The organism is Chryseobacterium sp. PCH239 (assembly GCF_018924625.1).
GTDB lineage: Bacteria > Bacteroidota > Bacteroidia > Flavobacteriales > Weeksellaceae > Chryseobacterium > Chryseobacterium cucumeris.
On sequence record NZ_CP073027.1, the window covers coordinates 1,209,379 to 1,232,571 of the forward strand.

20 protein-coding genes and 1 pseudogene are annotated in these 23,193 nt (G+C 37.4%); 10 read left to right on the forward strand and 11 right to left on the reverse strand.

The window, feature by feature from the left end:
* Positions 1 to 19 precede the first annotated feature (19 nt).
* The 3 genes from KBP46_RS05615 to KBP46_RS05625 form a co-directional block, all read right to left on the reverse strand.
* Positions 20 to 1,279 carry a M48 family metallopeptidase gene (locus KBP46_RS05615; protein WP_216444856.1) on the reverse strand — a complete coding sequence of 420 codons (1,260 nt, stop codon included), beginning with the start codon at positions 1,277 to 1,279 and terminating at the stop codon, positions 20 to 22.
* Positions 1,279 to 3,441, reverse strand: coding sequence for a type VI secretion system Vgr family protein (locus tag KBP46_RS05620; protein ID WP_216444857.1), 2,163 nt, complete (start codon positions 3,439 to 3,441; stop codon positions 1,279 to 1,281). Before KBP46_RS05620 ends, KBP46_RS05615 begins: the two co-directional genes overlap by 1 nt.
* 543 nt (positions 3,442 to 3,984) lie before the next feature.
* A complete protein-coding gene (locus KBP46_RS05625; RefSeq protein WP_123277826.1) occupies positions 3,985 to 4,488 on the reverse strand; it encodes a DinB family protein in 504 nt (167 codons plus the stop codon).
* Positions 4,489 to 4,645: 157 nt separating this feature from the next.
* Here KBP46_RS05625 and KBP46_RS05630 point away from each other — a divergent pair, with 157 nt between their 5' ends.
* On the forward strand, positions 4,646 to 5,782 hold the full coding sequence (locus KBP46_RS05630) for a tetratricopeptide repeat protein (protein ID WP_216444858.1): 1,137 nt from the start codon (positions 4,646 to 4,648) through the stop codon (positions 5,780 to 5,782).
* A gap of 93 nt (positions 5,783 to 5,875) precedes the next feature.
* Positions 5,876 to 6,214 carry a nuclear transport factor 2 family protein gene (locus KBP46_RS05635; RefSeq protein WP_216444859.1) on the forward strand — a complete coding sequence of 113 codons (339 nt, stop codon included), beginning with the start codon at positions 5,876 to 5,878 and terminating at the stop codon, positions 6,212 to 6,214.
* Here the strand turns inward: KBP46_RS05635 and KBP46_RS05640 are convergent.
* From KBP46_RS05640 to KBP46_RS05655, 4 genes are all read right to left on the reverse strand, one after another.
* A complete protein-coding gene (locus KBP46_RS05640; protein ID WP_216444860.1) occupies positions 6,211 to 6,774 on the reverse strand; it encodes a DUF6624 domain-containing protein in 564 nt (187 codons plus the stop codon). The two genes, KBP46_RS05635 and KBP46_RS05640, sit on opposite strands and share 4 nt — an antisense overlap.
* 43 nt (positions 6,775 to 6,817) lie before the next feature.
* Positions 6,818 to 7,369: an AAA family ATPase gene (locus tag KBP46_RS05645; RefSeq protein WP_216444861.1), complete on the reverse strand. Its 552-nt coding sequence runs from the start codon at positions 7,367 to 7,369 to the stop codon at positions 6,818 to 6,820.
* 61 nt (positions 7,370 to 7,430) lie between these two features.
* A complete protein-coding gene (locus KBP46_RS05650) occupies positions 7,431 to 8,426 on the reverse strand; it encodes an MsnO8 family LLM class oxidoreductase (protein ID WP_062670415.1) in 996 nt (331 codons plus the stop codon).
* Between the two features lie 65 nt (positions 8,427 to 8,491).
* On the reverse strand, positions 8,492 to 8,848 hold the full coding sequence (locus tag KBP46_RS05655) for a helix-turn-helix domain-containing protein (protein ID WP_216444862.1): 357 nt from the start codon (positions 8,846 to 8,848) through the stop codon (positions 8,492 to 8,494).
* 107 nt (positions 8,849 to 8,955) lie between these two features.
* Between KBP46_RS05655 and KBP46_RS24110 the strand changes: the two are divergent.
* Positions 8,956 to 10,088: pseudogene (locus KBP46_RS24110) on the forward strand (MFS transporter).
* 126 nt (positions 10,089 to 10,214) lie between these two features.
* Here KBP46_RS24110 and putP read toward each other — a convergent pair.
* Complete coding sequence (putP, locus tag KBP46_RS05665) at positions 10,215 to 11,711, reverse strand: sodium/proline symporter PutP (protein ID WP_216444863.1); 1,497 nt, start codon at positions 11,709 to 11,711, stop codon at positions 10,215 to 10,217.
* A 254-nt stretch (positions 11,712 to 11,965) separates the two neighbouring features.
* Positions 11,966 to 13,261 carry an Ig-like domain-containing protein gene (locus KBP46_RS05670; protein ID WP_216444864.1) on the reverse strand — a complete coding sequence of 432 codons (1,296 nt, stop codon included), beginning with the start codon at positions 13,259 to 13,261 and terminating at the stop codon, positions 11,966 to 11,968.
* Between the two features lie 236 nt (positions 13,262 to 13,497).
* On the opposite strand from KBP46_RS05670, the gene KBP46_RS05675 reads away from it, so the two are divergent.
* From KBP46_RS05675 to KBP46_RS05705, 7 genes are all read left to right on the forward strand, one after another.
* Positions 13,498 to 14,379 (forward strand): cupin-like domain-containing protein, encoded by an 882-nt coding sequence (locus tag KBP46_RS05675; protein ID WP_062670425.1) that lies wholly within the window; start codon positions 13,498 to 13,500, stop codon positions 14,377 to 14,379.
* 124 nt (positions 14,380 to 14,503) lie between these two features.
* Positions 14,504 to 15,217 (forward strand): hypothetical protein, encoded by a 714-nt coding sequence (locus KBP46_RS05680; RefSeq protein WP_062670427.1) that lies wholly within the window; start codon positions 14,504 to 14,506, stop codon positions 15,215 to 15,217.
* A 57-nt stretch (positions 15,218 to 15,274) separates the two neighbouring features.
* Complete coding sequence (locus KBP46_RS05685; RefSeq protein WP_062670429.1) at positions 15,275 to 15,811, forward strand: TetR/AcrR family transcriptional regulator; 537 nt, start codon at positions 15,275 to 15,277, stop codon at positions 15,809 to 15,811.
* Positions 15,812 to 15,821: 10 nt separating this feature from the next.
* Entirely contained in the window at positions 15,822 to 16,355 is a 534-nt protein-coding gene (locus tag KBP46_RS05690; protein WP_216444865.1) for a Crp/Fnr family transcriptional regulator, read from the forward strand.
* Between the two features lie 67 nt (positions 16,356 to 16,422).
* Positions 16,423 to 16,806: a hypothetical protein gene (locus tag KBP46_RS05695; RefSeq protein ID WP_120230793.1), complete on the forward strand. Its 384-nt coding sequence runs from the start codon at positions 16,423 to 16,425 to the stop codon at positions 16,804 to 16,806.
* Positions 16,807 to 16,939: 133 nt separating this feature from the next.
* The gene (locus KBP46_RS05700; RefSeq protein ID WP_123278209.1) at positions 16,940 to 19,750 is read left to right on the forward strand and encodes a TonB-dependent receptor; all 2,811 of its coding nucleotides are present in this window, start codon (positions 16,940 to 16,942) and stop codon (positions 19,748 to 19,750) included.
* A gap of 7 nt (positions 19,751 to 19,757) precedes the next feature.
* On the forward strand, positions 19,758 to 20,792 hold the full coding sequence (locus KBP46_RS05705; protein WP_216444866.1) for a phytase: 1,035 nt from the start codon (positions 19,758 to 19,760) through the stop codon (positions 20,790 to 20,792).
* 123 nt (positions 20,793 to 20,915) lie between these two features.
* Here KBP46_RS05705 and KBP46_RS23555 read toward each other — a convergent pair whose 3' ends face one another.
* On the reverse strand, positions 20,916 to 21,317 hold the full coding sequence (locus KBP46_RS23555) for an ATP-binding cassette domain-containing protein (protein ID WP_253297215.1): 402 nt from the start codon (positions 21,315 to 21,317) through the stop codon (positions 20,916 to 20,918).
* Complete coding sequence (locus tag KBP46_RS05710; protein WP_253297216.1) at positions 21,293 to 23,164, reverse strand: excinuclease ABC subunit UvrA; 1,872 nt, start codon at positions 23,162 to 23,164, stop codon at positions 21,293 to 21,295. The genes KBP46_RS23555 and KBP46_RS05710 overlap by 25 nt, the downstream gene beginning before the upstream one ends.
* Between the last annotated feature and the right edge of the window lie 29 nt (positions 23,165 to 23,193).

Below are 23,193 nucleotides of genomic sequence, written 5' to 3' on the forward strand. Positions count from 1 at the left end.
GATTTCTTTTAATTTGAGATTACCCTGCTTTTGGTTTTTCTACACTCACCTTCCAGTCATCACCAAAATAAGTCTTCATTTCATTGTTCAGTATTGTTTTTTTATCGGTATCACCTTCATATTTGAGAATAAGCATTGAGGCTACAAACCTAAGGCTGCTCTGTTCTCTGGCTGAAGAATCCATCAATTTTGCTATATCCAGACATTTTTCAAAATATCTGATCATTTTATCTTTTGTCAGAACCGTGTCATTCAATGTAGCGATGATTCTGTAACACTCAATCGCCATTGCATATTCTCCTATTTTCTGAGCAGTTTCTGCAGCTTTTTCAAATATTATTTCTGCTTTGGATTTTTTAGAGTTTCCCAGCAGAAAACTACCATAATTCATATACATCTGAACTGCTAAAGGGCTATCCGGTTCTACTTCTTCTAATATTGTGCGGTAGGTATCTTCTGCCTTTTCTTTCTTCCTGTCTGCAGTATAAGCCTGGGTAAGCATAAAATAAGCAGAAATCTCTCCCTGTTTATTCTTTTGTTCTTTGGCAAGTTTCACAGCTGTTTTCAATGCATGCTCTGCTTCTTTGAATCTTTCTTTGCTTAAGTGATTGCTTGCGATAAGAATCTGTTGTTGAAAATCCGTATCCGGACTGTTCTTCTTGCGGTTAGTGTGAGCCGCAGTATTCTGCATTAACTGATGAATGTCTACTTCCACTCTGAAGCTATGCGCAGAAGAGATATTGGGCAAAGTTCTGTAGGTATGATGTTCTGCCCATACCAGTTTAATATCTTTATTCTCTGACATTTCACAGATCCTGCACCACTCTTTCACCCATAAAGAAAGTTCCCCGGTATCACTGATCCTGAGTGGAGCAATGTAGATGTAAATTTTAGAATCCTGAATATTAGGGAAGTTCTTCTTTAATTCCATCAAAGGATAAAATGCCTTATATGCATCTGTTTTAAAGTTTTCTTCCGGGTTTTTCAAATCCCATTGAGGAATATTCTCTTCGCTTTTTTTCAACATCTCATAGAACTCAGTCCATTCATCCAATAAGGTTTGCCCGAAAGAGTTCATTCCGTTAAATTCCTGATAATGGAGTAAAAAAACATCATCACTTTCTTCATCTTCAGAAAGTTTCGATTTGATAAATCCGTCAAAAAGATCCGTTTCATGTTTTTCGCCTATACAGATCAGCATAGGTTTTTCTTCGTTTTTTGAAACAACTTTCTGCCATTGTCTTTTTAACTTCACCAACTCCAAATCTACAGGATTCATTAATTCAGTTTTACAGTTCCACTTACAATATTTGTTTCACTTCCGCCGCCAACATTAATTTTTCCTCCACTGCTAAGATTGGCTTCAGTATCACCTCTCATGGAAAGCGTATTGGTTCCGATATCAAGGGTATCAGATTTGATTCCAACACCGGAAGTAGGTTCACCATTTTCAGGTCCTACTCCAACTCCGATACTCGTTGTTCCACCAACTCCAATATTGACTCCCTGTACAAATATTTCTTTTCCTTTAATCTGAATATTGCCATCTTTATCCATATAGATTGAGCTGCTTCCACAATTCAGCGTAATGGAAATTTTGCTGTCTATGCTTATATTTCCTGCTCCGTCCAGAAAAACAGAATTTTGATCTTTATCTTTTACGGTAATCCCACCAGCATCATCCAGGCTCATTGTATGCCCGCTTTTACTGCTTAAGCTTTTAATATTATTTCCGGCACCACCGCCGCCGCCAACGCCTCCATGGAACATTCCTCCCATCACGAACGGACGGTCAGGATGCTGGTGCGCGAAATTAACCACCACCTGGTCACCTTCTTCCGGAATCGCCATGAAACCACGATTTTTACTCACTTTTTCGCTTCCTCCACCATCTGGAGTCATTACCCTGATATATTCTGTTGTGGTAGAACCATTTTGCCAGTCGAACTGTACTTTAACTCTACCCTGATTCAAAGGATCTACATTGGAAATTACTTTGGCAAATTGTGCATCTGCTTTTGGGGTATGAAACTCCGGACGTGGAATAAATCCCGTATCAGAAGCTATTGCTTCAAAAGTTCCGGTATAATATCCTCTGGCATCTACCTCATGGTACATATCAGTAATCATCAGTTTGGTAAAATAGGTCGTTTCACTGCTTTCAGCTTTTCTCATTTCTATATCCGCGATACAGCCGGGATAAAGAAATGGCACTGTGGTAATTCCTGAAATAACAAAGACTTCAACAGCCTTACTACCAGCAGTCCCTTTCTGGGAAGTTTCCACATCGATGAAAGACACCGCTTTTATGGGAGCCACTCTTAATGAAGGAGTCGTAAAAGTTTTTTCTGAAATTTCATACGCTCTTTTGGCAATATCTGAAGTATGATTAATTTTTGAACTTCCTGCTGTTAATTTTTCATTTTTACTACTGTTATAACCATAAAATGAAGGATTCACATGCTGAGCTTTCATTTTTATCTTGATATCACTCACACTGCTTCCATACGTAAGCTTCACAGGTTTTTCCTGAGGCGGAAGTTTTCCGAAATGCAATACTTCACCATCGTAATAGAACTGTTCACCGTAGGCTTCTGCAATTCTGGCCAGATAGTTATAATGGGTCTCCTCATATTGTGAGCTGTAAGAAACATTTCCATGGGCAGCATCCACCCTGAAATCAAAACTGCTTTGCCCAAGCCCTTCTTTGATTACCTGATCTGCAATACTGTTCAGACTAATTTCCTGTGCTCCGCCAAAACTTTGAATATGAGGAGCTGCATCCAAAAGAACCGTAGGGCTTGATCCTGTAAGAACAATATTTCCCAGGCTTCCTTTTTCCTGGCTGAAACCTACTTCTGTGATCACTCCTACAAAGTTTCTTTCGGGGCCGTCTTCAACATCTTTATATCTGAAAATTACGGTAATTCTTTTTCCAAGGAAGTTTTGAGCTTCTTCAAGATTGTGGTTTTCTGAACTCCCTAACGTATCGTGGGCCAGCATCAGATCGAATTCATGATGTTTTACAGCACTTTGTTTTAACTGAAAATGCTTGAAATGTTTTATCACTTTTCCGTCAATTACAATTTCAAGTTTTACTACACGATTGATCCCAGCAACTTGATTTCCGGGTATTGTACTGGCATTATAAATCCCTGAAGTAGGCTGTTTAGCCCATACTTTATCTTCTACCAGTGTGGGAGGGTTCGGTTGTTTAACCTGATTCATAAACATTTGAGAACCGTTTTGAACCACACCTGTATACGCCTGAACCTGAGCCATTTTTTCTGTAGCTTTCTTAATAGTTCCGCTCGATTTTTCCTGTATTTCCTGAGCAGCTTTGTTGACTGCCTGATCTGTCAATGTCTCTTTAATATTCTTTACAGCTGAAATTTTATCTTTGGAAACAGGCATTTTGGGTGAATGATCGTCCTGAAACATAATTGTAATATTTTGATTGATTGGGTGTCAGTTTTTTTAAGCCTGAAATTGATCTGAACAACAAAGTTCAGATACATTTTTCGTTATCCGTACTCCATGGTAATGGTAAAATCCGGATATTGAGATCAGAACAGGGTCTTAAAAAGGAAAAGTATAAGTGTAAGTTTACTTTATACCCCTGTTGAATTTCAAGATTTCTCTTGATCTTATTCTTATAATATGTGGGTTTTAATCATTATTAATTTTTTGTAATTGGATTGGTGGTATTACAAAGATAAAACGGTAACCGCTATTCAGAAAATTTTCATCATGTAATCTGAAATTTTGTCGTAGTTCTACGACTTTTTATAAATAATTCTAAAGTAAATGATTAAAAAAAGGAATAAACACCTATATATCAAATAAATATTTAACAATTTTTAATAAACGAAAACAAACAATTTTTCACTTAAGATAGAAATAAATCAAAATATAAGATCTTTTAACAAAAAAACCAGCGGTACATTGGCAGCTGGTTTTTGTTGTTAATAATCTGATGATCCCTTATAATTTCACACTGATCTCCTGCACTTCCTCTGCAGAAAGCCCATAAATTTGAGGTGTTTTTACATCCAGAAGGTTCAGGTAGATGTATAATTCTGCCCTGTGGTGGATTTCATGTTCTATCATGGCGCGAAGCCATTTCCATACGGAAATTTCACTATTGGCAGGAGTAAGACATTTCCTGGTAAGATCTTCGTCTGATAATCCTTCAATGATTTCAAGAGTCTGCCTGTGCATTTCATTGAAAAACTGAACTGTATTTTCATGGCCGTCAGCAAGGTCTTTACCACATCCAGGATAAGCACTTCTCCTTCCTGCAATGGTTTCTCCATACATATAGCGTTCAATGGCAGCAATGTGCCTTATCTGATCACCAATGGTAAATTTCCCTGGTTTGTAGGAAAAATCAATATGCTCAGGAGGAACAACTTCAATAATACGGTTTGTTCTTTCTCTTATTTTCCCGTAATACTCAAGGAATGACTGCACAGTTTTTATTTCCATATCTTTTGCTTTTTCCGTACAGTGAATATAAGAAATCTAATGATATTGAGGTTAAGGTTTTGTTGCAAATCATTCATAAGATTAAAAAAGTCCCCAATAAGTGAGTCCAAAATTTGGAAGCTCAATAAATATCTAATATTTTAGTTAAAAAATAATCATGATGAAAAGAGGAATTTGCCTGTGTATTATTCTATTAAGCTTTAAAAATCTTACTGCCCAGTCTGCAAAAATTGATACTGAAAAACTTCTTGAGTATTATGAAACACAACGTTATGCTGATGCAGCTACTTATCTTCAGAGCATATATCCCGGAGATACACAGGATATAAAAGCCCTTTCACAAATTGCTTACTGTAATATGATGGCTGGAAAACTGCCTGATGCAGAGAAAAGTTATCTGAAAATCAACACTATTCAACCCAACAACCTGCCTACTCTATTCAGTTTAGCAAGTATTAACTCCAGACGTGGAAATGTTTCTAATGCCAAAACCTTTCTTCAACAGATCATTCAGCTTGACAGTCTTAATTTCAGTGCTTATAAACAGCTTGCTGCTTATGCAGAAACACCGGAATCCAGACTTAATTATCTTAAAAAAGCCAATACACTGAATGCTACCGATCCTGATGTGGCTTATGATCTTTCGATAACTTATAGCGGTCTCAAACAATATCAACCCGCTTATGATGTATTGAAAACAGCGATCGCGGCTGATACTGAAAACTTTACTTTACAACAAGCTCTATTGCCGGTTGCCAATCAGCTCACCAAATATCCGGAAGTGATTGAAACTGGTGAAAAACTTCTGAAAAACCATGCTGATGTCAATGTAATGAACGATGTGGGACAGGCTTATTTTTATGTAAAGGATTATCAAAAATGCATTATGCTTTACAAAATGCTGGAAGACATGGGAGTACAAAATGAAGGCACATTATATTTTATGGCACTGAGCTATCGTGAACTGAAAGATTATAACAACGCTGCCCTCTATGCTCAAAAGACTATTGATGAAGCTATTTCTGACCACACCAACCTTTATTATGCTGCACTGGCAGGCATTTATGAAGCTCAAAATCAGTATAACGAGGCGGTGACCGCTTACAAAAGAGGGTTGACTTTTGGGACCAGCAATATTATTTATTACCGTTTGGGACTTCTTTATGATCTCAATCTGAAGCAGCCTAAGAATGCAGTAACCTACTATCAGCTGTATCTTAAAAACAATCCTGATCAGAACAAAGAAAAAGAACAGATTGCTTATGCAAAAGGAAGAATTCCTGTTTTAAAATAAGTTCAAAAAGAGATAAAAGCATTTTGTGATTATAGTCACAAGGGAATGGTCAGTGAACCTTTAATTTTGTATTCACCAATAAAAACAATCTTTATGAGTAATACCATTCAAAACGTTGCAGAACAGTTTATCCACTATTTAAATGAAGAAAATTTTGACAAGGCGGAAAGCTGTCTCGATCCTGATTTTAAATTTATAGGGGTAATGGGAAAAAGAGAAGGCGCACCTGTTTACATCAAGGATATGAAGCAGATGAAGTTTAAGTATGAAATTCTTAAAACTTTTACTTCCGGTGAAGATGTTTGTTTCTGGTACAATATTGATATGGGAGAAAAAACAATAGAATCTTCGGGATGGTATCACATAAAGGATGGAAAGATCCGTACTTTAAAGGTTCTGTTTGATCCGAGACCTTTATTAAAAGAGTCTTAAATCCATCCTGCTTTTTTCCTCCAGATGGTATATTCAGCGTCTTTGCTATCAATTTCCGGAATGTCTTCAGCATCCGGAATTTTATTGATATCTGATTCGGAAAGAGCCCGCAGATTTACCTTTTCGCGTTCTGTATTTAGGTTTTCTTTATTTTCTACGGGATAAATTACTCCTTCAGGGGTCAACTGTGTCCCATACTTTTGAGGTTTACTCTGAAAAACCTGAATCCGGTCGTATAAATAGGCTTTATGCAAAGGGTTAATATCATTGGAATGTTCTTCCATCATAGCATAACATGTTTTCATAAATTCAGGTTCCCCGATGGCATGCTGGATAATCAGCCAGCTTGCATCATTAGCTTTCCCGCCGACTTTTGAGATTGTGGGATAGCCTATTTCTGCTATAATTTCCCGCAGCCGTTTGGCATTGGCTCTATGAATATTTTCCATTTCAGGATGATAACCTCCGGATAATTCTCCAGCCAGCAATAGTTTTTCTCTGACGGACAGATCCTGGTCAGCCATTTCGATCAGTTCTTTTTCAAAAGGAAAATGGTTCATAATTGATAATTGATGAGTGATAATTGATAAATGATAAAATTCTTTATATGAGCCTGTCAAGGATAAAACGGGCTCTGTTTTCTACTGAAATTTTCGGGACTTCTATGATATTGTAACCATATTCCTGATAAATTTCGTTCATACATTCAAAGGTAAGCATAGATTTCTCAAAGGTTTGTTTTCTTTCAGGGTCATTTTCGTAAATATCTTTCCATGGCGGCAGAATGAAAACATTGTTATGATAAATCATTTCTCTTGTTTTAACCTCCATAGATTCCGGAACAGGAATATTTTCAAGTTTCATATAACCAAGTGTATCCAGTATTCCACGGTCAAAGAAAACAGGTTCTGCAGAAGTTGTCTGACTTATTCTCAGGTAGGTTTTTACAGATTCTTCGAACATCATCTCTGCAAAAAGTTCTTTGTTAAGCCATGGAAGCCCTTCACCACCGGAATCCATCTGTTCTTTAATGATTCTTCTTCCTTCTTCAGGTACAGTTATCAGTTCATGGCGGCTTAATTCATCCAGCAACGTTGTTTTTCCTGCTCCCGGGCCTCCTGTAATGATATATAATGTTGATATATTCTGTTTCATGGATTTGAATTATAATATAAATAAAGCTCCATAGCACAACAGAAATTTGATACTGTGGAGTTTATCTATTATTTTTAATGATACTTTTATAAGTGTTTATACGATCTTCTTCCCGGTACATATTACACAGGATCAGAAGATCATCTGTATGGTACTTTTGGGAAATCTCATCTAATCTCTGATCTACAGATTGCGGGGTTTCTATAATAATTCTGTTTAATGTAGTAAAGAATTCTTCTTCCTCCTTTGTTCCCAAAATTTTCTGTTCTACTGCTTCCGGAGAAAAAACCGCATTGGGACTTGCCAATTGTCTGGATTGCAAAAACTGATAGGCCATTCCATAAGCATTGCGTCTGGCATCTTCAATTTTGTCCGCTACTGATACTGCCACAGCAACCTGTAATGAAGGCCGGGGAAAATATTGTGTGCTATCAAATTCTTTGAGGTAAGTATCTGTATTTTCCTTTCCATTTTCACTATTCATAAAAGCGGCGAACGAATATCCGACTCCGTGTCTGGCTGCTTCTCTGGCAGAAGTCATTCCTGAGCCCAGCCACATAATTTCCGGAATATGCTGTACATGAGTCGGCTGTGCTATAAGTCCATCATATATCCCTTCTTTATCTTTTATGAATTGAATAATCTCTTCCAGTTTGGTTTCCATATTGGATAAAATAACTGGTTTATGATTGTTCAGTGCCATGACAGCATCTTTTAATCCTCCGGGAGCTTTTCCCAGACCGAGAATAAAACGCTCAGGATATAAGGTTGACAACATTTTGGTCCATTCTGCAATCTTATAGGCAGAATAGTTTCTCATCATGATTCCGGCAGTTCCTATTTTGATCCGGTTTGTTTTACTGAGAACAATAGCAGCTAAAAGTTCAGGGCTGGAACTGGCATACGCTTCTACACCATGATGTTCGGAATACATGATACTGTGATACCCTGTTTCTTCAGCCATTACAGCAAGATTAAGACTGTTTTTCAATGCAGATGCCGCACTGCCGCCCATGGTGGCGGGTGACTGATCTAATATCCCTAATTTCAGCTTCATGCTATAGAATCAATTTTATGGTGAAGGTATGAAAAAAGCGTTATGTAATGGGAAATATAACCTTATTATTCTTTGGGAGGGAAAACAATTCCTTCACCTTTCATGAAGTCGTAGCCCAATGTCATAATGATTTCAATAACCGGAATGGCTTTCTTTCCTTTTTCTGTAAGACTGTACTCCACTTTCGGTGGAACTACAGGGAAAACTTCTCTGTGAATCATCTCTTTGGCTTCCAGTTCACGCAACTGGCTCGTCAACATCTTATCTGTAATATGAGGAATATCCTTTTTAAGCTCACTAAAGCGAAGAGGTTTCTCCTGTAACCTCCACAAAATAGGCATTTTCCAGGTTCCTCCAATATGACTTAACGCAAATTCAATAGGAGTATAATACAGTCTTTTATCATGGAAAAATTCAGGCATAACAACGTTTTTTAGATTAGTACTTTCAAAAAGGTAAGTATAGAACTAAAAGGTAAGTATATAGTTTTCTGATAGTCTATTCTGCAAATTTGCAAAAAAAAATGAATATGAACAGAAATCTTTATGTACTGGCGCTAGGTGTTTTCGGAATTACAACCACAGAATTCGGAGTGATTGGCGTATTGCCGGAAATTGCTTCTACATTCCGGATCTCCATTGAAAAAGCAGGATGGTTACTCAGTATATTTGCAATGATTGTGGCTGTCTTTGGCCCTTTCATGCTTCTCTTATTATCTTCATTCAAAAGAAAAAATCTATTGGTATTTTCCTTGCTTATTTTTGTTGCCACCAATATTCTGTCAGCCTATATCTCAAATTTCCATCTGCTTCTTATTGTCAGAATGCTTCCTGCGTTTTTCCATCCGGTGTACTGGTCTATTGCCTTATCTGTTGCCGGTCAAACCTCAGATCCTAAAGAAAAGTCAAAGGCTGTGAGCATTATTTTTTCAGGGCTTACATTGGCGACTGTTTTAGGAGTTCCGTTGGCAACTTTTATGTCTGATCTTTTCTCTTGGCAGGCTTCTTTTTACTTACTGCTTTTATTAACGGAGTCGCTCTGTTAGCTGTATGGATCTATTTACCATCGATTCAAAATACAGGAATATCATCAAATAAATTCTCCATGGAAATATTTCGGAATAAACATTTGTGGATCGGAATTTTCCTTGCATTTTTTATCATTACAGCCATGTATTCAACTTATGGTTATATGGCCGAATTTTTAAGGAGTGTTACCCGAATGAACGGCCTACAAATCAGCATCATGCTCTTCCTGTTTGGAACAGTAGGAATTGCAGGAAATAAAATTGCGGGACGATATATGAGCCAATTTCCGTTTCAAACAACTCTGGTGTTTTTAATCTTATTATCAGGCATTCATCTCCTGATTGGATATTATGGAAGTTACTTTAAACCCATGATCTGGATAATAGGATGCTGGGGATTAGTTCATTCCGGAGGATTTCTAATCAGTAATGTGAATGTGACCTCATCTGTTTCCGATTCTTCAGAGTTCATCAACAGTATTTTTACTTCCTGTGGAAACTTTGCCGTTACAGCCGGAACTCTGCTTGGAGGGAGCTGGATTGCCCATTATGGTATTGAAAATATAATATGGTCGAGCATTATAGGCTTTATCCTTGCACTTATTATGCTAATCATTAATGGCAAAAAACAATAAAACACCTATAGCACAGACTGTTAAATAATAATAAATTTTCGATTTTATTATAAATGTAAAATAAAGAATCTCCCTTACTTGTGCAAGAGGAGATTCTTTATAACTGTAATATTTTAGTGCCGGATGCTATTCGTGCATGATCTTTTGAACTTCATTAAATTCGCTTTCAATGACAGGATCAGGCTTATATGTTGATAATGAAACAATCACGTTAGTCAACAGGGAAAGCGTAAACCCAGGAATGATTTCGTACCAGCCTTTCAGCGGATGTTGTAGATAAACCCAGGCTAAAACTGTGATTCCCCCTACCATCATCCCGGCAAAGCCTCCCTGCCATGTTGCCTTTTTCCATAAAAGCGACAGCAGGATCAGGGGCCCGAATGCAGAACCAAAACCTGCCCATGCATTTCCCACCAGATTGAGAATACTATCCTTTGGATCCAGGGACAAAAGTACCGCAATGACAGCTACCAGTAAAACAGAAAGTCTGCTTGCTATTAATAATTGCTTAGAAGTTGCTTTTTTATTCAGAAAAGCTTTGTAAATATCTTCTGTTAATGAACTAGAAGTCACCAATAACTGAGAGGAAATCGTACTCATTACCGCTGCCAGAATAGCTGTAAGTAAAAATCCTGCAATGAACGGATGGAATAATATACGGGAGAAATAAATGAAAATAGTTTCTGCTTCCGTCTTTGATCCGTCAAACTTCATCATGGTATTCATATCGAACTTTTGCAGATAAGCGATTCCTACCAATCCTATGGCCAGAGCTCCGGCAACAGTAAAGATCATCCATGTAATCCCGATGCGTCTCGCTTTGATCAGATCTTTAGGTTTGTCAATGGCCATAAAACGTACCAGAATATGAGGCTGACCGCAATATCCTAATCCCCATGCCAATAAAGACACAATACTTACGGTTGTGGTTCCTCTGAACAGATCCAGATATTTTGGATTTTTTGCTTCAATCAGAGAAAACGTCTCTCCCACACTTCCGATTTGGGAAATCGCTACAATCGGAACAATCACCAATGCTAATACCATAATGGTACCTTGCACAAAATCAGTAAGACTTACTGCCAGAAAACCACCTAAAAATGTATACAGCACTACCACCAGACTTGTCAGAAGTAAGCCCGCCGTATAATCCATTCCGAAAGCAGATTCGAATAATTTTCCTCCCGATACCATTCCTGCAGAAGTGTACAGGGTAAAAAACACCAGAATGAAAATAGACGACGTGATCTTCAGAAGCTGATTTTTATTTTTAAACCTGTTTTCAAAAAATACAGGTAACGTAATGGCATTCTGTGCCACCTCTGTATAAATTCTGAGCCTTGGGGCTACAATAATATAATTGAGATAAGCACCAATGGTTAATCCTATGGCAATCCAGGAGCTTGAAATTCCGGAAAGATACATTGCTCCCGGAACCCCCATCAAAAGCCATCCGCTCATATCGGCTGCTCCTGCAGACAATGCTGTTACGGCAGCTCCCATTTTCCGGCCGCCAATTAAAAATTCTTCTGAATTACTTGTTGATTTTCTATAAGAATATATGCCTATACCTATCATTAATAACAGATACAACCCCACAGAAATCCCTTCATATACTTGCATATCATTATTTTTACGAAGCCGAATATAATGATTTTCTAATGAATGGAATTACGCAAAGCAAACTAAGCTTTTACTATTGCAGCTTTTTTCGAACTCTGCCAAACAACAAGTGATAATATAAAACCGAGCCCCATAAACAGAACAGGAATATATTTACCCCAAACTTTCTGTTATACTGAAAGATCCAATAACAATCAAAAAGCAAACTATTGAAACTGTATATAAAAGCTGGTTATCAATCGTTTGTAATCAAACTATTTTTCCCTCGTTTTAAATTTTATAACCAAGTTTTCATCTTTCAGAGGGTACCCTTCTTTAGACCTGAAACTTTTATTGGTAAGTATAAATTCATACTCTTTGCCGGGCTTTACATCTACTCCCAAGACCAACGTTTTATCATTATTTTCCATTCCTTTCACTTTGGTCATCGGCATATATTCTTTTCCTTTATCAGAAAGATTGAAAGAATAGTAGCCGGGAACCATTTCCTGTGAAAAAGTAATTCTGAGCTCTTTGGTATCGGCATTTACATCCACGGAACCATTGACTGGTTCTGTTTTCACTACATACGGTAATTGATTTTGATATTCTTTAACAAGCATACTGGCCTTTTCTTTGAAAAACTTTGATTTGTCCAAAAAGTCTTCCACTGCTTTATTATCACTATAGTTCAGTTCAATAATATCTTTTATAGCCTGTTTTTTATCTTTGGCATTCTGGTAATACATTTTACTGATCACATAGCCTACATAATATCCTAAATCCGCACCCTGTCCTTTTTGTCTTCCATTATAAAACCATTCAGCAAGATTACCGGTAAACATTTCTTTTTTAAACCTGGCTTTAATTTCAGCTTCATGAACCATTCCGTAAGAAATATATTTTCTTTGCGGAGATTCATTCATCACAAGTCCGGCAATCAGATCGCATGATCCTTCCTTTATGGCCTGATTTAAAACCCTGTTTTGATACCCCGTCTGCTGGGTATGGATATACTCGTGAATATTCAGGGAAACGATATTATCCAGAGACTGATTGGCAAACATACCCTTCAACCATTCATCTTTAAATTCTGAAACATCTGTAGACCCAATTCCGGTGGCAAGTTCTGCTCCTACCAATACCATATTTCCGCTCACAGTTCCTCCGGCGTTAAGCCCACCGATGGTAAAATACATTTCAGCGTCTTTAAGTTCAGGATACAATTGCTTCAGCCTGACAACACCAGCTTCCAGCTCTTTGGTCTTGGTTTTTATCGTTAAGGTATTTGGCCTTACTGAATTCCAGAATTTAGGGTATTTTTCTATGACTTTCACATATACACTATCGTTATAATCTCTGGCATTCATAAAAGCTTTTAAGCCTTTTGTTGCTTTATCAGTATATAGTCTTTTGATGAGATCCAGCTTTCCGGAATAATCATTTGTTTTTTGAATGCTGTCATATGCCACCCAAAAGTTATCAATATCTGAAGTGAAAATTCTGGTTGATTTCTGTGAAAAAGCAGTGGCAAATACAAGTGAAAAAATAAGAGTAGTAAAACGTTTCATGGTCATTTTTAATACGGCAATTATACATACAATTATTGTATTTCACAACTATCTTTTACCGTATAAACACTATAAATTTTAAAAGAACAGCAGGTAACATCATATTATAATAACTCCAAAAAAAGCAAAGCAAAAACAGGTGCTTTATTATTTATTTATATTAATTCCAAATAATTTTAATTCTTTCCATTTTATTGTCACAAATATTTAATACTTTAGCTTAATAATTTGAACAAATGGGAATAATCCTTAAACCAATTGATATTGTAGATGACATTTCACAGGAAGATTTCCGTGAAAAATATCTAAAGCCATGTAAGCCAGTGGTAATCAGAAATATGGCAAGAAAGTGGCCCGCCTATCAAAAATGGACGATGGATTACATGAAGGAAGTAGTAGGCGACGTTGAAGTTCCCCTTTATGACAGTTCCAAAGCAGATCCTGCCGCTCCTATCAATACACCGACTACGAAAATGCCTTTTCGTGATTATGTGGACCTTATTCAGAGAGAGCCTACAGATTTGAGAATTTTCTTCTTTGACCCTATAAAATTTGCGCCCAAACTGTTGGACGACTATGTTCCACCAAAGAATCTTATGGGTGGATTTTTAGATAAATATCCGAGTATGTTTTTCGGAGGTAAAGGTTCTGTGACTTTCCTTCATTATGATATCGACATGCCGCATATTTTCCATACTCACTTCAATGGAAGAAAACATGTCCTTCTGTTTGAATACAAATGGAAAACACGTCTGTATAAGCTTCCTTATGCTACCTATGCACTGGAAGATTATGATATTGCCAATCCTGATTTTGAAAAATTTCCGGCTTTGGATGGTATTGAAGGAATTGAGTGTTTCCTGGAACATGGAGATACATTATTTATGCCTACAGGTTGGTGGCACTGGATGAAATATCTGGACGGATCTTTCTCTATTTCACTGCGTGCATGGGATAAAAGCTGGGCTGTAAAAGCACATTCCCTATGGAATCTTGCTGTGCAGCGTAATTTTGATAATTTCATGAAAGGCCGATACAAAAAAAGGTATATGGACTGGAAAGAAAGAAAAGCAGTAGAAAAAGCCCATATCGCTTTGAAAAAAGGGCTGCCAAAATAAAAACCTTTTAGATAAAAAAGTGGATGATTCGCTCAGAATCATCCACTTTTTTTATTCACTTTTGAGATGTATTGCAAAAAATAATTAAATTGCAAACGTTCCCTAAATACAAAAATACACATACATGTTTGAAAAATTAATCGATAGCTTTGAAAAGCTGTGCCTGCAGATTATTATTGAAATTTTACTGGTTCCTGTAACGATCTTCAAATTGTTTCAGGATCCGCGACGCTGTTATGATCTGTCTGTTCATGAAATGGAGAAAGAAGAGGCTGAACGTTTTCACGACTACCTCTCCCCTATCAAATTGTCTGTGTATACCTCTGTGATTGTCTCTGTTCTTTTAATGGATTATGGTGGTGAGCATAATATTATTTCAAAGATCAAAGGGCTCAGTATGGTAGAAAAAGCGCTCTTTATATTTTTGATGAATAATATTACTGCGGTAGTATTCACCGTTGCCATATTATGGTACAAAAAAGAAAAAGTGAATACCGTCACCTTCCGGACCTTATTATTTTCTTTTATTTATACAACCGTATACACCTCTACTCCTTTTTTTATATTAATCAGCTCGGCTATGTTTCTTGGAGAAACTTTGAATGTAGATGCTTATATAGAAAGCCTGGGAAAGATAAGCAACTATGGTACAAGAGAATACCTGTTCTTTCTGGTCTTTCTGGTTTTTATTATCATTGGAATTATCGGAATTTTCAAGCTTTTCAAAGCGTTGCATTATATTCTGAAGAATAACTTCACTTATCATCCTTATATCGTATGGTTTTTTACCTTACTTTTCTTTGTTATTCAGCTATATTATACAAAAGGATTTATTTAAAAACCAACACCTACCAGTCTGTTCATATTTTATTTACATTTGTAAAAATTTTACATTATGCCCAAACCTCGCGAAAGAATAATAAGCACTGCAATGGTTCTCTTCCATCGGCAAGGTTACAACAATACGGGCATCAATCAAATCATTGATGAAGCTAATGTATCTAAAGCAAGCTTTTACCAGCATTTTAAGTCTAAAGATGATCTTTGCATAGAATTTCTTAATAAAAGATATGATTACTGGGTGTCTGAACTTGAAAAATTCACAGCAGAAGCAGAAACACTACAAGAAAAGTTCCGAAAATCCTTCGATTTCCTGATCGACATGAATGAAAGAGAAGATTTCAGAGGATGCAGTTTTCTGAATATTCTGTCGGAAATTCCTGCAGATAAGGAAGAAATTCATAAAGTAATCCGTGATCATAAAATAAAGTTGAGAGAATCCTTCAATGAAGATATTCAAAACGATATGATTTCAGCCCATATCTATCTTCTTTTTGAAAGTTCAATACTGACCAGCCAGCTTTACAGATCCAATGAACTGATTGAAAAATCTAAAGTGATCGTACAGGATATACTGAACGCCTCCCATTAATCCTTCAGATATGCACATTCCTGATCTTCATTCTTTTTTGAAAACAGACCTTCATTTATCAACTGAAATTACTTATCCTGCTAAAACTATCCTGCTTGAGGAAGGAAAGATTTCAGATAAGATGTTCCTTGTAAAAAAAGGAGCCTTAAGAATATTCTTCTATCAGGACGGAAAAGAACTTACCCTGGAGTTTATAACAGAAAACCAGGCAGTTTCATCTTTTGACAGCTTCCTGAATGGCAATCCCAGCGATTTTGTTATTGAAACTCTGGAATCAACTACCGTTTATGAATTACAGGCTGAAACTTTTCACAGGCTCATGGAAAATGAGGAATTCCAGCATATTTTCCTGCCACTTTTTTACAAACGTTTCAGTGAAATTAATAAACGGCTGATTTCTTTTATCAGAGATTCACCTCAGGAAAGGTATCAGCAGCTTCTCAAAAACAGACCGGAGCTTCTTCTGCGCTTTCCGCAGCATTATATTGCCTCTTATCTTGGGATTACCAGTGTTTCGTTAAGCAGAATACGCAGCCGAGGGTAATTTCTTTACAATTGTTATCGTCCGGTCAATAAGCTGGCGAGTAATTTTGCTTCAAAATAATAAAGTTATGAAGCATTTTATCCGGCAGGTATTCAACGATATACTAGAAAATACGGCATTTGACGAATTATTAATTGAGAAATATTTTTCAAAAGAATACATTCAGATTGTAGATCATTCTCAGCTTACTTATGATGAATTTGTTCTTCACATCAGAAAACTGAAAGAAAAAGTGGCTGAACAAAAGCTTGACATCATCAGTTACGCTGAAAATGGTAATATCATATTTACCCACCACATAGTAAAATCCACCCTAAAAGATGGAAGTAAGGTGGTACATAAAGTATTGGCAGAATTTACCATCCAGAATCATCAGATTATACGATGTAATGAATTGACTTTGCTTCTAGAGGGGAATACTGTTGAAAAGAATTTAGGATCTGAAAGGTAGACAATCACTGCGTATTTCCTTTCAACAAACAGTTTCTATATTAACAATTCTTAAGAAAACCTTAATTTTCTCTTCAACTCCTTTGCCAAACAGACGTTTAATTTTGCTGTTATTTTTATCTAAAATATTAAAAGTGAAGAAAATTTTTACGTCTGTTTTATTTTGTGCCTCTATTTTTTTCTATGCACAAACCGGTTCTTTGTCCGGAAATATCAATGATGATTCAAAAATAGCCCTGCCTGGAGCCAAGATCTCTTTAAGCCCGGGAAATATATATACCACTTCGGATGAGCACGGAAACTTTGTATTTCTGAATGTTCCTCCTGGAAGCTATACCATGAAAATTGACTACCTCGGTTATGGTGTGCATGAGTATACTGTAACGGTAGAACCTGAAAAAAATACCCGTCAGAATATTATTTTCGACAAGAAAGAGACATCCATTGCAGCCATTGTAGTTTCGGGAGCGACTCTGAAAAATCAGGCAAGAGCCTTGAATAAACAAAGAAATAACGCCAATATTACCAATGTGATTTCTTCTGATCAGATCGGACGTTTTCCGGATGCCAATATCGGAGATGCTTTGAAACGTGTTCCGGGAATTACGATACAAAATGACCAAGGTGAAGCCAGAAACCTTATCATCAGAGGGCTTGCTCCCAATCTGAACTCCGTTACGCTGAATGGCGACCGGATTCCGTCTGCTGAAGGAGATAACCGTAATGTACAGATGGACCTGATCCCTTCCGATATGATTTCTACTATAGAAGTTAATAAAACCCTCACTCCGGATATGGACGCCGATGCCATCGGAGGTTCCGTAAACCTTATTACCAGGGCTTCCCCGAACGGACAGAGGATTTCCGCAACCGTTGCCGGAGGATACAATCCCATCCGTGAAAAAGGAAATTACACTGCCGGATTTGTGTACGGAAACCGTTTTCTGGATAAAAAATTAGGCGCGGTATTCAGTTTTTCCTATAACAACAACAATTTTGGTTCGGACAATATAGAACCCGTATGGAGCCAGGCCAATGATCTTGCCCAAACGGTTTATGTAAGCAAAATGGGAGTTCGCTATTATAATGAACACCGTATCAGACATAGTTTTGATCTCAACATGGATTATGAGTTCAATTCCAAAAATAAGATCTATGCTTCTGCGATGTACAACTTCAGGAATGATAAGGAAAACAGATTTGCTTTAGGATATAAAATAAAACCTGTTTATAATGCTGATGAAACTGAGATTACAGACTGGAAAGGAAGTATCACAAGACAAAATAAAGGAGGTGATGCCGATAATGACAATACCCGTCTGGAAAAACAAAAAGTTCAGAACTATGCTTTACGAGGAGAACATTTATTAGGATCTAAAGTTGACCTCGACTGGGCTGTCAATTATGCCATCGCAAGTGAAGATAAGCCTCATCAGCGTTATATAGAGTTTGAAAACAGCAAAATGAACTTCGCTCCTGACCTTAGCAATCCTGAAAAACCAATGTTCAATCTTCTCACAGCAGACAATCTGGGAAGCTATAAACTGAGTGATCTTTCGGATGCCAATAACTTTACTCAGGAAAAAGAATTAGGCGCAAAAGTAAATGTACGTTTTCCGTTTTCCGTGATTGATGGTCAGAAAGGAAGACTTCGTACCGGTTTCCGTATGCGTTTGAAGAAAAAGGAAAGAGAGAATGATTTCTATGCTTTTACACCTGTTAACAATATGGGAAGTCTTTTATCGGTGCCAACCATACACCTTAATGGTGAAAACTTCCAGCCGGGAAATTATGTTCCGGGAACATTTGTTGACCCTTCTTTCCTTGGCGGATTGGATTTATTCAATCCAACTTTATTTAACGGTAAGCTGAAACCTGAAAAGTATCTTTCCAGCAATTACAATGCAAAAGAGCAGATTTATGCAGGTTATATCCGCTGGGATCAGGATTTTAATGATAAACTATCGATGATCGTTGGAGCCCGTATTGAAACAACCCAGATTGATTACACCGGAAATTATGTCATGAATGAGAAGGATTTGGTAGGGCAAATCAATAATACCAATACATATACCAATGTCCTTCCGAATATTTCCTTCAAATATGTTCCGGTGCAGGATCTTGTACTTCGTGCAGCATTTACTACCGCTCTTGCCCGCCCTAACTATTATTCTTTAGTTCCTTATCTGAATGTTATTTCAGAAGATGAAATTGTTGCAGCAGGAAATCCGAATCTGAAGGCAACCTATGCCTACAATTTTGATTTCATGGCAGAGAAATATTTCAAGTCTGTAGGGATTCTTTCCGGAGGTGTTTTCTATAAAAATCTTAACGATTTCATTTATACGTATTCCAAAAGAAATTATACCGCGAACGACTTTGCCAATGATTTTGCGGGACAAACCAACCCAATTCCGGCCGGAGAAAGCAACTGGAAATTTACCCAGCAGCGTAATGGTGACAATGTAGATATTTATGGGTTTGAAGTTGCTTTGCAAAGACAGCTTGATTTCATTCCCGGAGCTTTCTGGAAAGGACTTGGAGTGTATGTCAACTATACTTATACTAAATCCAAAGCAAAAGGAATTACCAATGAAGAAGGCATTGAAAGAACAGATGTAGGGTTTCCGGGAGCTGCTCCTCATATGTTCAACGGATCTCTTTCATGGGAAAACAAACGTTTTTCAGCAAGAGTTTCCATGAACTATGCTTCTCATTATATTGATGAGCTTGGTGGCAAGGCATTTGATGACCGTTATTACGACAAACAGTTTTTCCTTGATGCTAATGCTTCCTACAAGATTACGACTCAGCTCAGAGTTTTTGCAGAAGCCAATAATCTGACGAACCAGCCGTTAAGATACTACCAGGGAATCCCAAGCAGAACCGCACAGGCTGAATATTACAGACCAAGGTTTACAATGGGAGTGAAATTTGATTTTTAAAATAAACATGAAAAACCTACATTATATACTGGCTCTTTCAGTTCTTCCTTTTGTGGTCAGCTGCAAAGGGCAGAAAGAAGCCATAGAAAAATTAAAACCTGCTGTTATCACAGAAACAGTAGTTCATGATACGGATGATCCTGCCATATGGATCAATTCTCAGGATCCTTCAAAAAGTATTATCATCGGAACAGATAAAGATACGGATGGAGGTTTGTACGCCTTTGATCTTAACGGAAAAATCATCCATAAAGTATTAGGATTGAAGCGCCCCAACAATGTTGATCTTGAATATGGTTTTATTTTAAATGGAAAGAAAACAGACATCGCTGCCGTAACGGAAAGGGAAACGAACAAAGTAAAATTATATTCGCTTCCTGAACTGAAAGAAGTGGGAGAAGTCTCTGTATTTGAAGGAGAAACGGAACGTGGTCCGATGGGAGTTTCCATGTATAAAAATCCGCAGACAGAAGAAATATTTGTCATTGTAGGAAGAAAATCTGGTCCTGCTGACGGCTACCTATGGCAATATAAGCTTACGGAGAAAAATGGCTCTATCACCGGAGAAGTTGTCCGTAAATTCGGAAAATACAGTGGCCTGAAAGAGATTGAAAGCATTGCTGTAGATGACGAAATGGGCTATATCTACTATTCTGATGAGCAGTTTGGAGTTCATAAATACTATGCTGATCCGGAAAAAGGTAATGAGGAATTAGCTGTTTTCGGAAAAGGTGATTTTAAATCTGATGTGGAAGGAATTTCCATCTATCCTACTGATAAAGGGAAAGGTTATATTCTGGTTTCGAATCAGCAGAATGATACCTTTAATGTCTACTTAAGAGAAGACCAATCAAAGGGGAGAATTGCAGAAATTCCGGTTTCTACATTAGAAAGTGATGGTTCTGAAGTGACCCATGTTAACTTGGGTCCAAAATTCCCGAAAGGCGTTTTTGTTGCGATGAGCAATGGCAGAGTATTTCATTATTATGACTGGAGAGTGATTGAAAAAGCCATTAAATCAGCGATAAAGGCTGGAAAATAAAAGAATCTTGAACCATTAAGGCTGATAAGGTTTTAGGAGCATTAAGTTGAACTGTCCTGTCATTGCGAACCATAGGTGAAGCAATCTCATGGTTTAGTTCAACTTAATGCTTTTCTTTTGTTTTTATTGGATATGTTTTCTCAAAAACTCTGCAGTGAATGATTTTTTATTTTTCAAAAGATCCACCGGAGTTCCTTCAAACAATACTTCACCTCCAAATTTTCCTGCGCCCGGTCCCATATCAATAATCCAGTCTGCCTGGGAAATAATATCAAGATTGTGTTCGATAACAATCAGCGTATTATTCTGATCTGCAAGTCCATTAAAAAACGTAAGCAGTTTTTGGGTATCGCTTGGATGCAGCCCTGTGCTCGGTTCATCAAGAATAATGATCTGATTGGTATTTTTCAGTTCTCTTGTCAGCTTCAGGCGCTGTCTCTCGCCTCCGGAAAAGCTGTCCAGTCTTTGTCCCAATGTCAGATAATCTAGTCCTAATTGTATCAGCAGATCAAAATTTCTGAGCACCAATTCTTCCTTAAAAAATCAGCGGCCTCAGAAACCGTCATGCTCATCACTTCAGCAATTGTTTTTCCGCTGTAGGTATATTGCAGTATATCAGGATCAAATCCTGAACCTCCGCAAACCTCGCATGGCTGCTCAATATCATCCATAAAAGCCAGGTCAATCTTTTCTATTCCCAAACCTTTACAGTTTTTGCAGGCTCCGTCACTGTTTCTGCTGAAGAGTTTATCTGAAACATGGTTAGATTGTGCAAAAAGCTTACGTACAATATCTGATATTCCGAGATAAGTAAGCAAATTGGAGCGGGCACTTGCAGCAAACAAAGATTGATCAATAATAGTTACATCCGGATAGAGTTCCGGGAGAATACGATTTATCAGGGTACTTTTGCCGGATCCTGCAACACCGGTTACGACTGTAATTACTCCTGTCGGAATATTTACCGTCACATTTTTAAGATTATATCTGTTGGCATTTTTAATTTCCAGATAGCCATCAGGTTTTCTGAATTCTTGTTTGATGGAAGGTTTTGTTGCGAAATAAGAACCTGTTTTACCTACCGATTTTTTTAAATCTTTAAACGCCCCGTCATAGATCACTTCTCCTCCGTTTCTTCCTGAACCGGGGCCAATATCAATCACCCTGTCCGCCATTTTGATGAGATCCGGATCATGCTCAACGATTAAAACAGAGTTTCCTTTGTCTCTGATCTGCTGAATGATAGTGATGATATTCTGCAGATCTTTCGGATGAAGTCCAATACTGGGTTCATCAAAAATATACAACAGATCTACCAGGCTGTTTCCCAGACTCCGAACCATTTTTATACGCTGAGATTCTCCTCCGGAAAGCGTGTTGGTACTTCTGTCAAGAGTCAGATATTGTAATCCGATTGTGATGATATTCTGCAGTTTTGCAGAAAGCTCTTTGATAATCACTTCATAGGCACCGGAGTCCAGAGAACTGATAAATTCCAGTAATTCATCTACAGAAAGCGCCATACAGTCAGCGATATTCATTCCCTGAATTTTACAGGACAGGATTTTTTCATTCAGACGTTTTCCCTGGCAAAACGGGCAGGTTTTGGTAATCACAATATTCTTCAGAGCATCTTTTCTTGTAATGTTTTCTTTAGAATCTTTTTTCAGAAATGCTTTTTCAATCCTTGGAACAATACCTTCGTATTTTACCGTTTTTCCCCATTCTTTATGTGGATGTTTAGGTTTGTGCTCCGGTGCATACAGCAAAGTTTCCCATTCTTTATCGGTGAAATCCTTTAATTTTTTATCGTTATCAAAATAACCGGACAAAGTATATCTTGTTAAACGCCATCCTCCAGGCTGAAATGTCGGGAAACGAATGGCTCCTTCATGTAAGGATTTTCCACGATCAATCAAAGTATTTACATTCAAAGTCTGAACAAATCCCAATCCTTCACATTCAGGACACATTCCCTGAGGATGATTAAATGAAAAAACATTAGAATACCCTACAAACGGCTCTCCCATTCTGGAAAACAAAAGTCTCAAAGAAGCAGACACGTCCGCTGCCGTTCCCACCGTAGATCTGGCATTTCCACCCAACCGTTTTTGATTGATAATGATTGGAACATTAAGGTTTTCAATTTTATCTACATCCGGAAGGCCATAATGCTGCAGGCGGTTTCTGATAAAGCTGTTCTGGGTCTCATTAATCTGTCTTTGTGCTTCTGCTCCAATGGTTTCAAAAACCAAAGATGATTTTCCGGATCCCGATACTCCTGTAAAAACCACGATCCTGTACTTTGGAATTTTTATTGAAATATTTTTGAGATTATTCTGACGGGCGTTCGTAATTTCTATATTTTCCATGATAAAATTACTTAACTTTGTTAATATTT

What these genes read in the sequence shown, in the direction of transcription:
- KBP46_RS05615 (WP_216444856.1), bottom strand. Translation starts at nt 1,279, where the DNA reads ATGAATCCTGTAGATTTGGAGTTGGTGAAGTTAAAAAGACAATGGCAG.
- KBP46_RS05620 (WP_216444857.1), bottom strand. Translation starts at nt 3,441, where the DNA reads ATGTTTCAGGACGATCATTCACCCAAAATGCCTGTTTCCAAAGATAAA.
- KBP46_RS05625 (WP_123277826.1), bottom strand. Translation starts at nt 4,488, where the DNA reads ATGGAAATAAAAACTGTGCAGTCATTCCTTGAGTATTACGGGAAAATA.
- KBP46_RS05630 (WP_216444858.1), top strand. Translation starts at nt 4,646, where the DNA reads ATGATGAAAAGAGGAATTTGCCTGTGTATTATTCTATTAAGCTTTAAA.
- KBP46_RS05635 (WP_216444859.1), top strand. Translation starts at nt 5,876, where the DNA reads ATGAGTAATACCATTCAAAACGTTGCAGAACAGTTTATCCACTATTTA.
- KBP46_RS05640 (WP_216444860.1), bottom strand. Translation starts at nt 6,774, where the DNA reads ATGAACCATTTTCCTTTTGAAAAAGAACTGATCGAAATGGCTGACCAG.
- KBP46_RS05645 (WP_216444861.1), bottom strand. Translation starts at nt 7,369, where the DNA reads ATGAAACAGAATATATCAACATTATATATCATTACAGGAGGCCCGGGA.
- KBP46_RS05650 (WP_062670415.1), bottom strand. Translation starts at nt 8,426, where the DNA reads ATGAAGCTGAAATTAGGGATATTAGATCAGTCACCCGCCACCATGGGC.
- KBP46_RS05655 (WP_216444862.1), bottom strand. Translation starts at nt 8,848, where the DNA reads ATGCCTGAATTTTTCCATGATAAAAGACTGTATTATACTCCTATTGAA.
- putP (WP_216444863.1), bottom strand. Translation starts at nt 11,711, where the DNA reads ATGCAAGTATATGAAGGGATTTCTGTGGGGTTGTATCTGTTATTAATG.
- KBP46_RS05670 (WP_216444864.1), bottom strand. Translation starts at nt 13,261, where the DNA reads ATGAAACGTTTTACTACTCTTATTTTTTCACTTGTATTTGCCACTGCT.
- KBP46_RS05675 (WP_062670425.1), top strand. Translation starts at nt 13,498, where the DNA reads ATGGGAATAATCCTTAAACCAATTGATATTGTAGATGACATTTCACAG.
- KBP46_RS05680 (WP_062670427.1), top strand. Translation starts at nt 14,504, where the DNA reads ATGTTTGAAAAATTAATCGATAGCTTTGAAAAGCTGTGCCTGCAGATT.
- KBP46_RS05685 (WP_062670429.1), top strand. Translation starts at nt 15,275, where the DNA reads ATGCCCAAACCTCGCGAAAGAATAATAAGCACTGCAATGGTTCTCTTC.
- KBP46_RS05690 (WP_216444865.1), top strand. Translation starts at nt 15,822, where the DNA reads ATGCACATTCCTGATCTTCATTCTTTTTTGAAAACAGACCTTCATTTA.
- KBP46_RS05695 (WP_120230793.1), top strand. Translation starts at nt 16,423, where the DNA reads ATGAAGCATTTTATCCGGCAGGTATTCAACGATATACTAGAAAATACG.
- KBP46_RS05705 (WP_216444866.1), top strand. Translation starts at nt 19,758, where the DNA reads ATGAAAAACCTACATTATATACTGGCTCTTTCAGTTCTTCCTTTTGTG.
- KBP46_RS05710 (WP_253297216.1), bottom strand. Translation starts at nt 23,164, where the DNA reads ATGGAAAATATAGAAATTACGAACGCCCGTCAGAATAATCTCAAAAAT.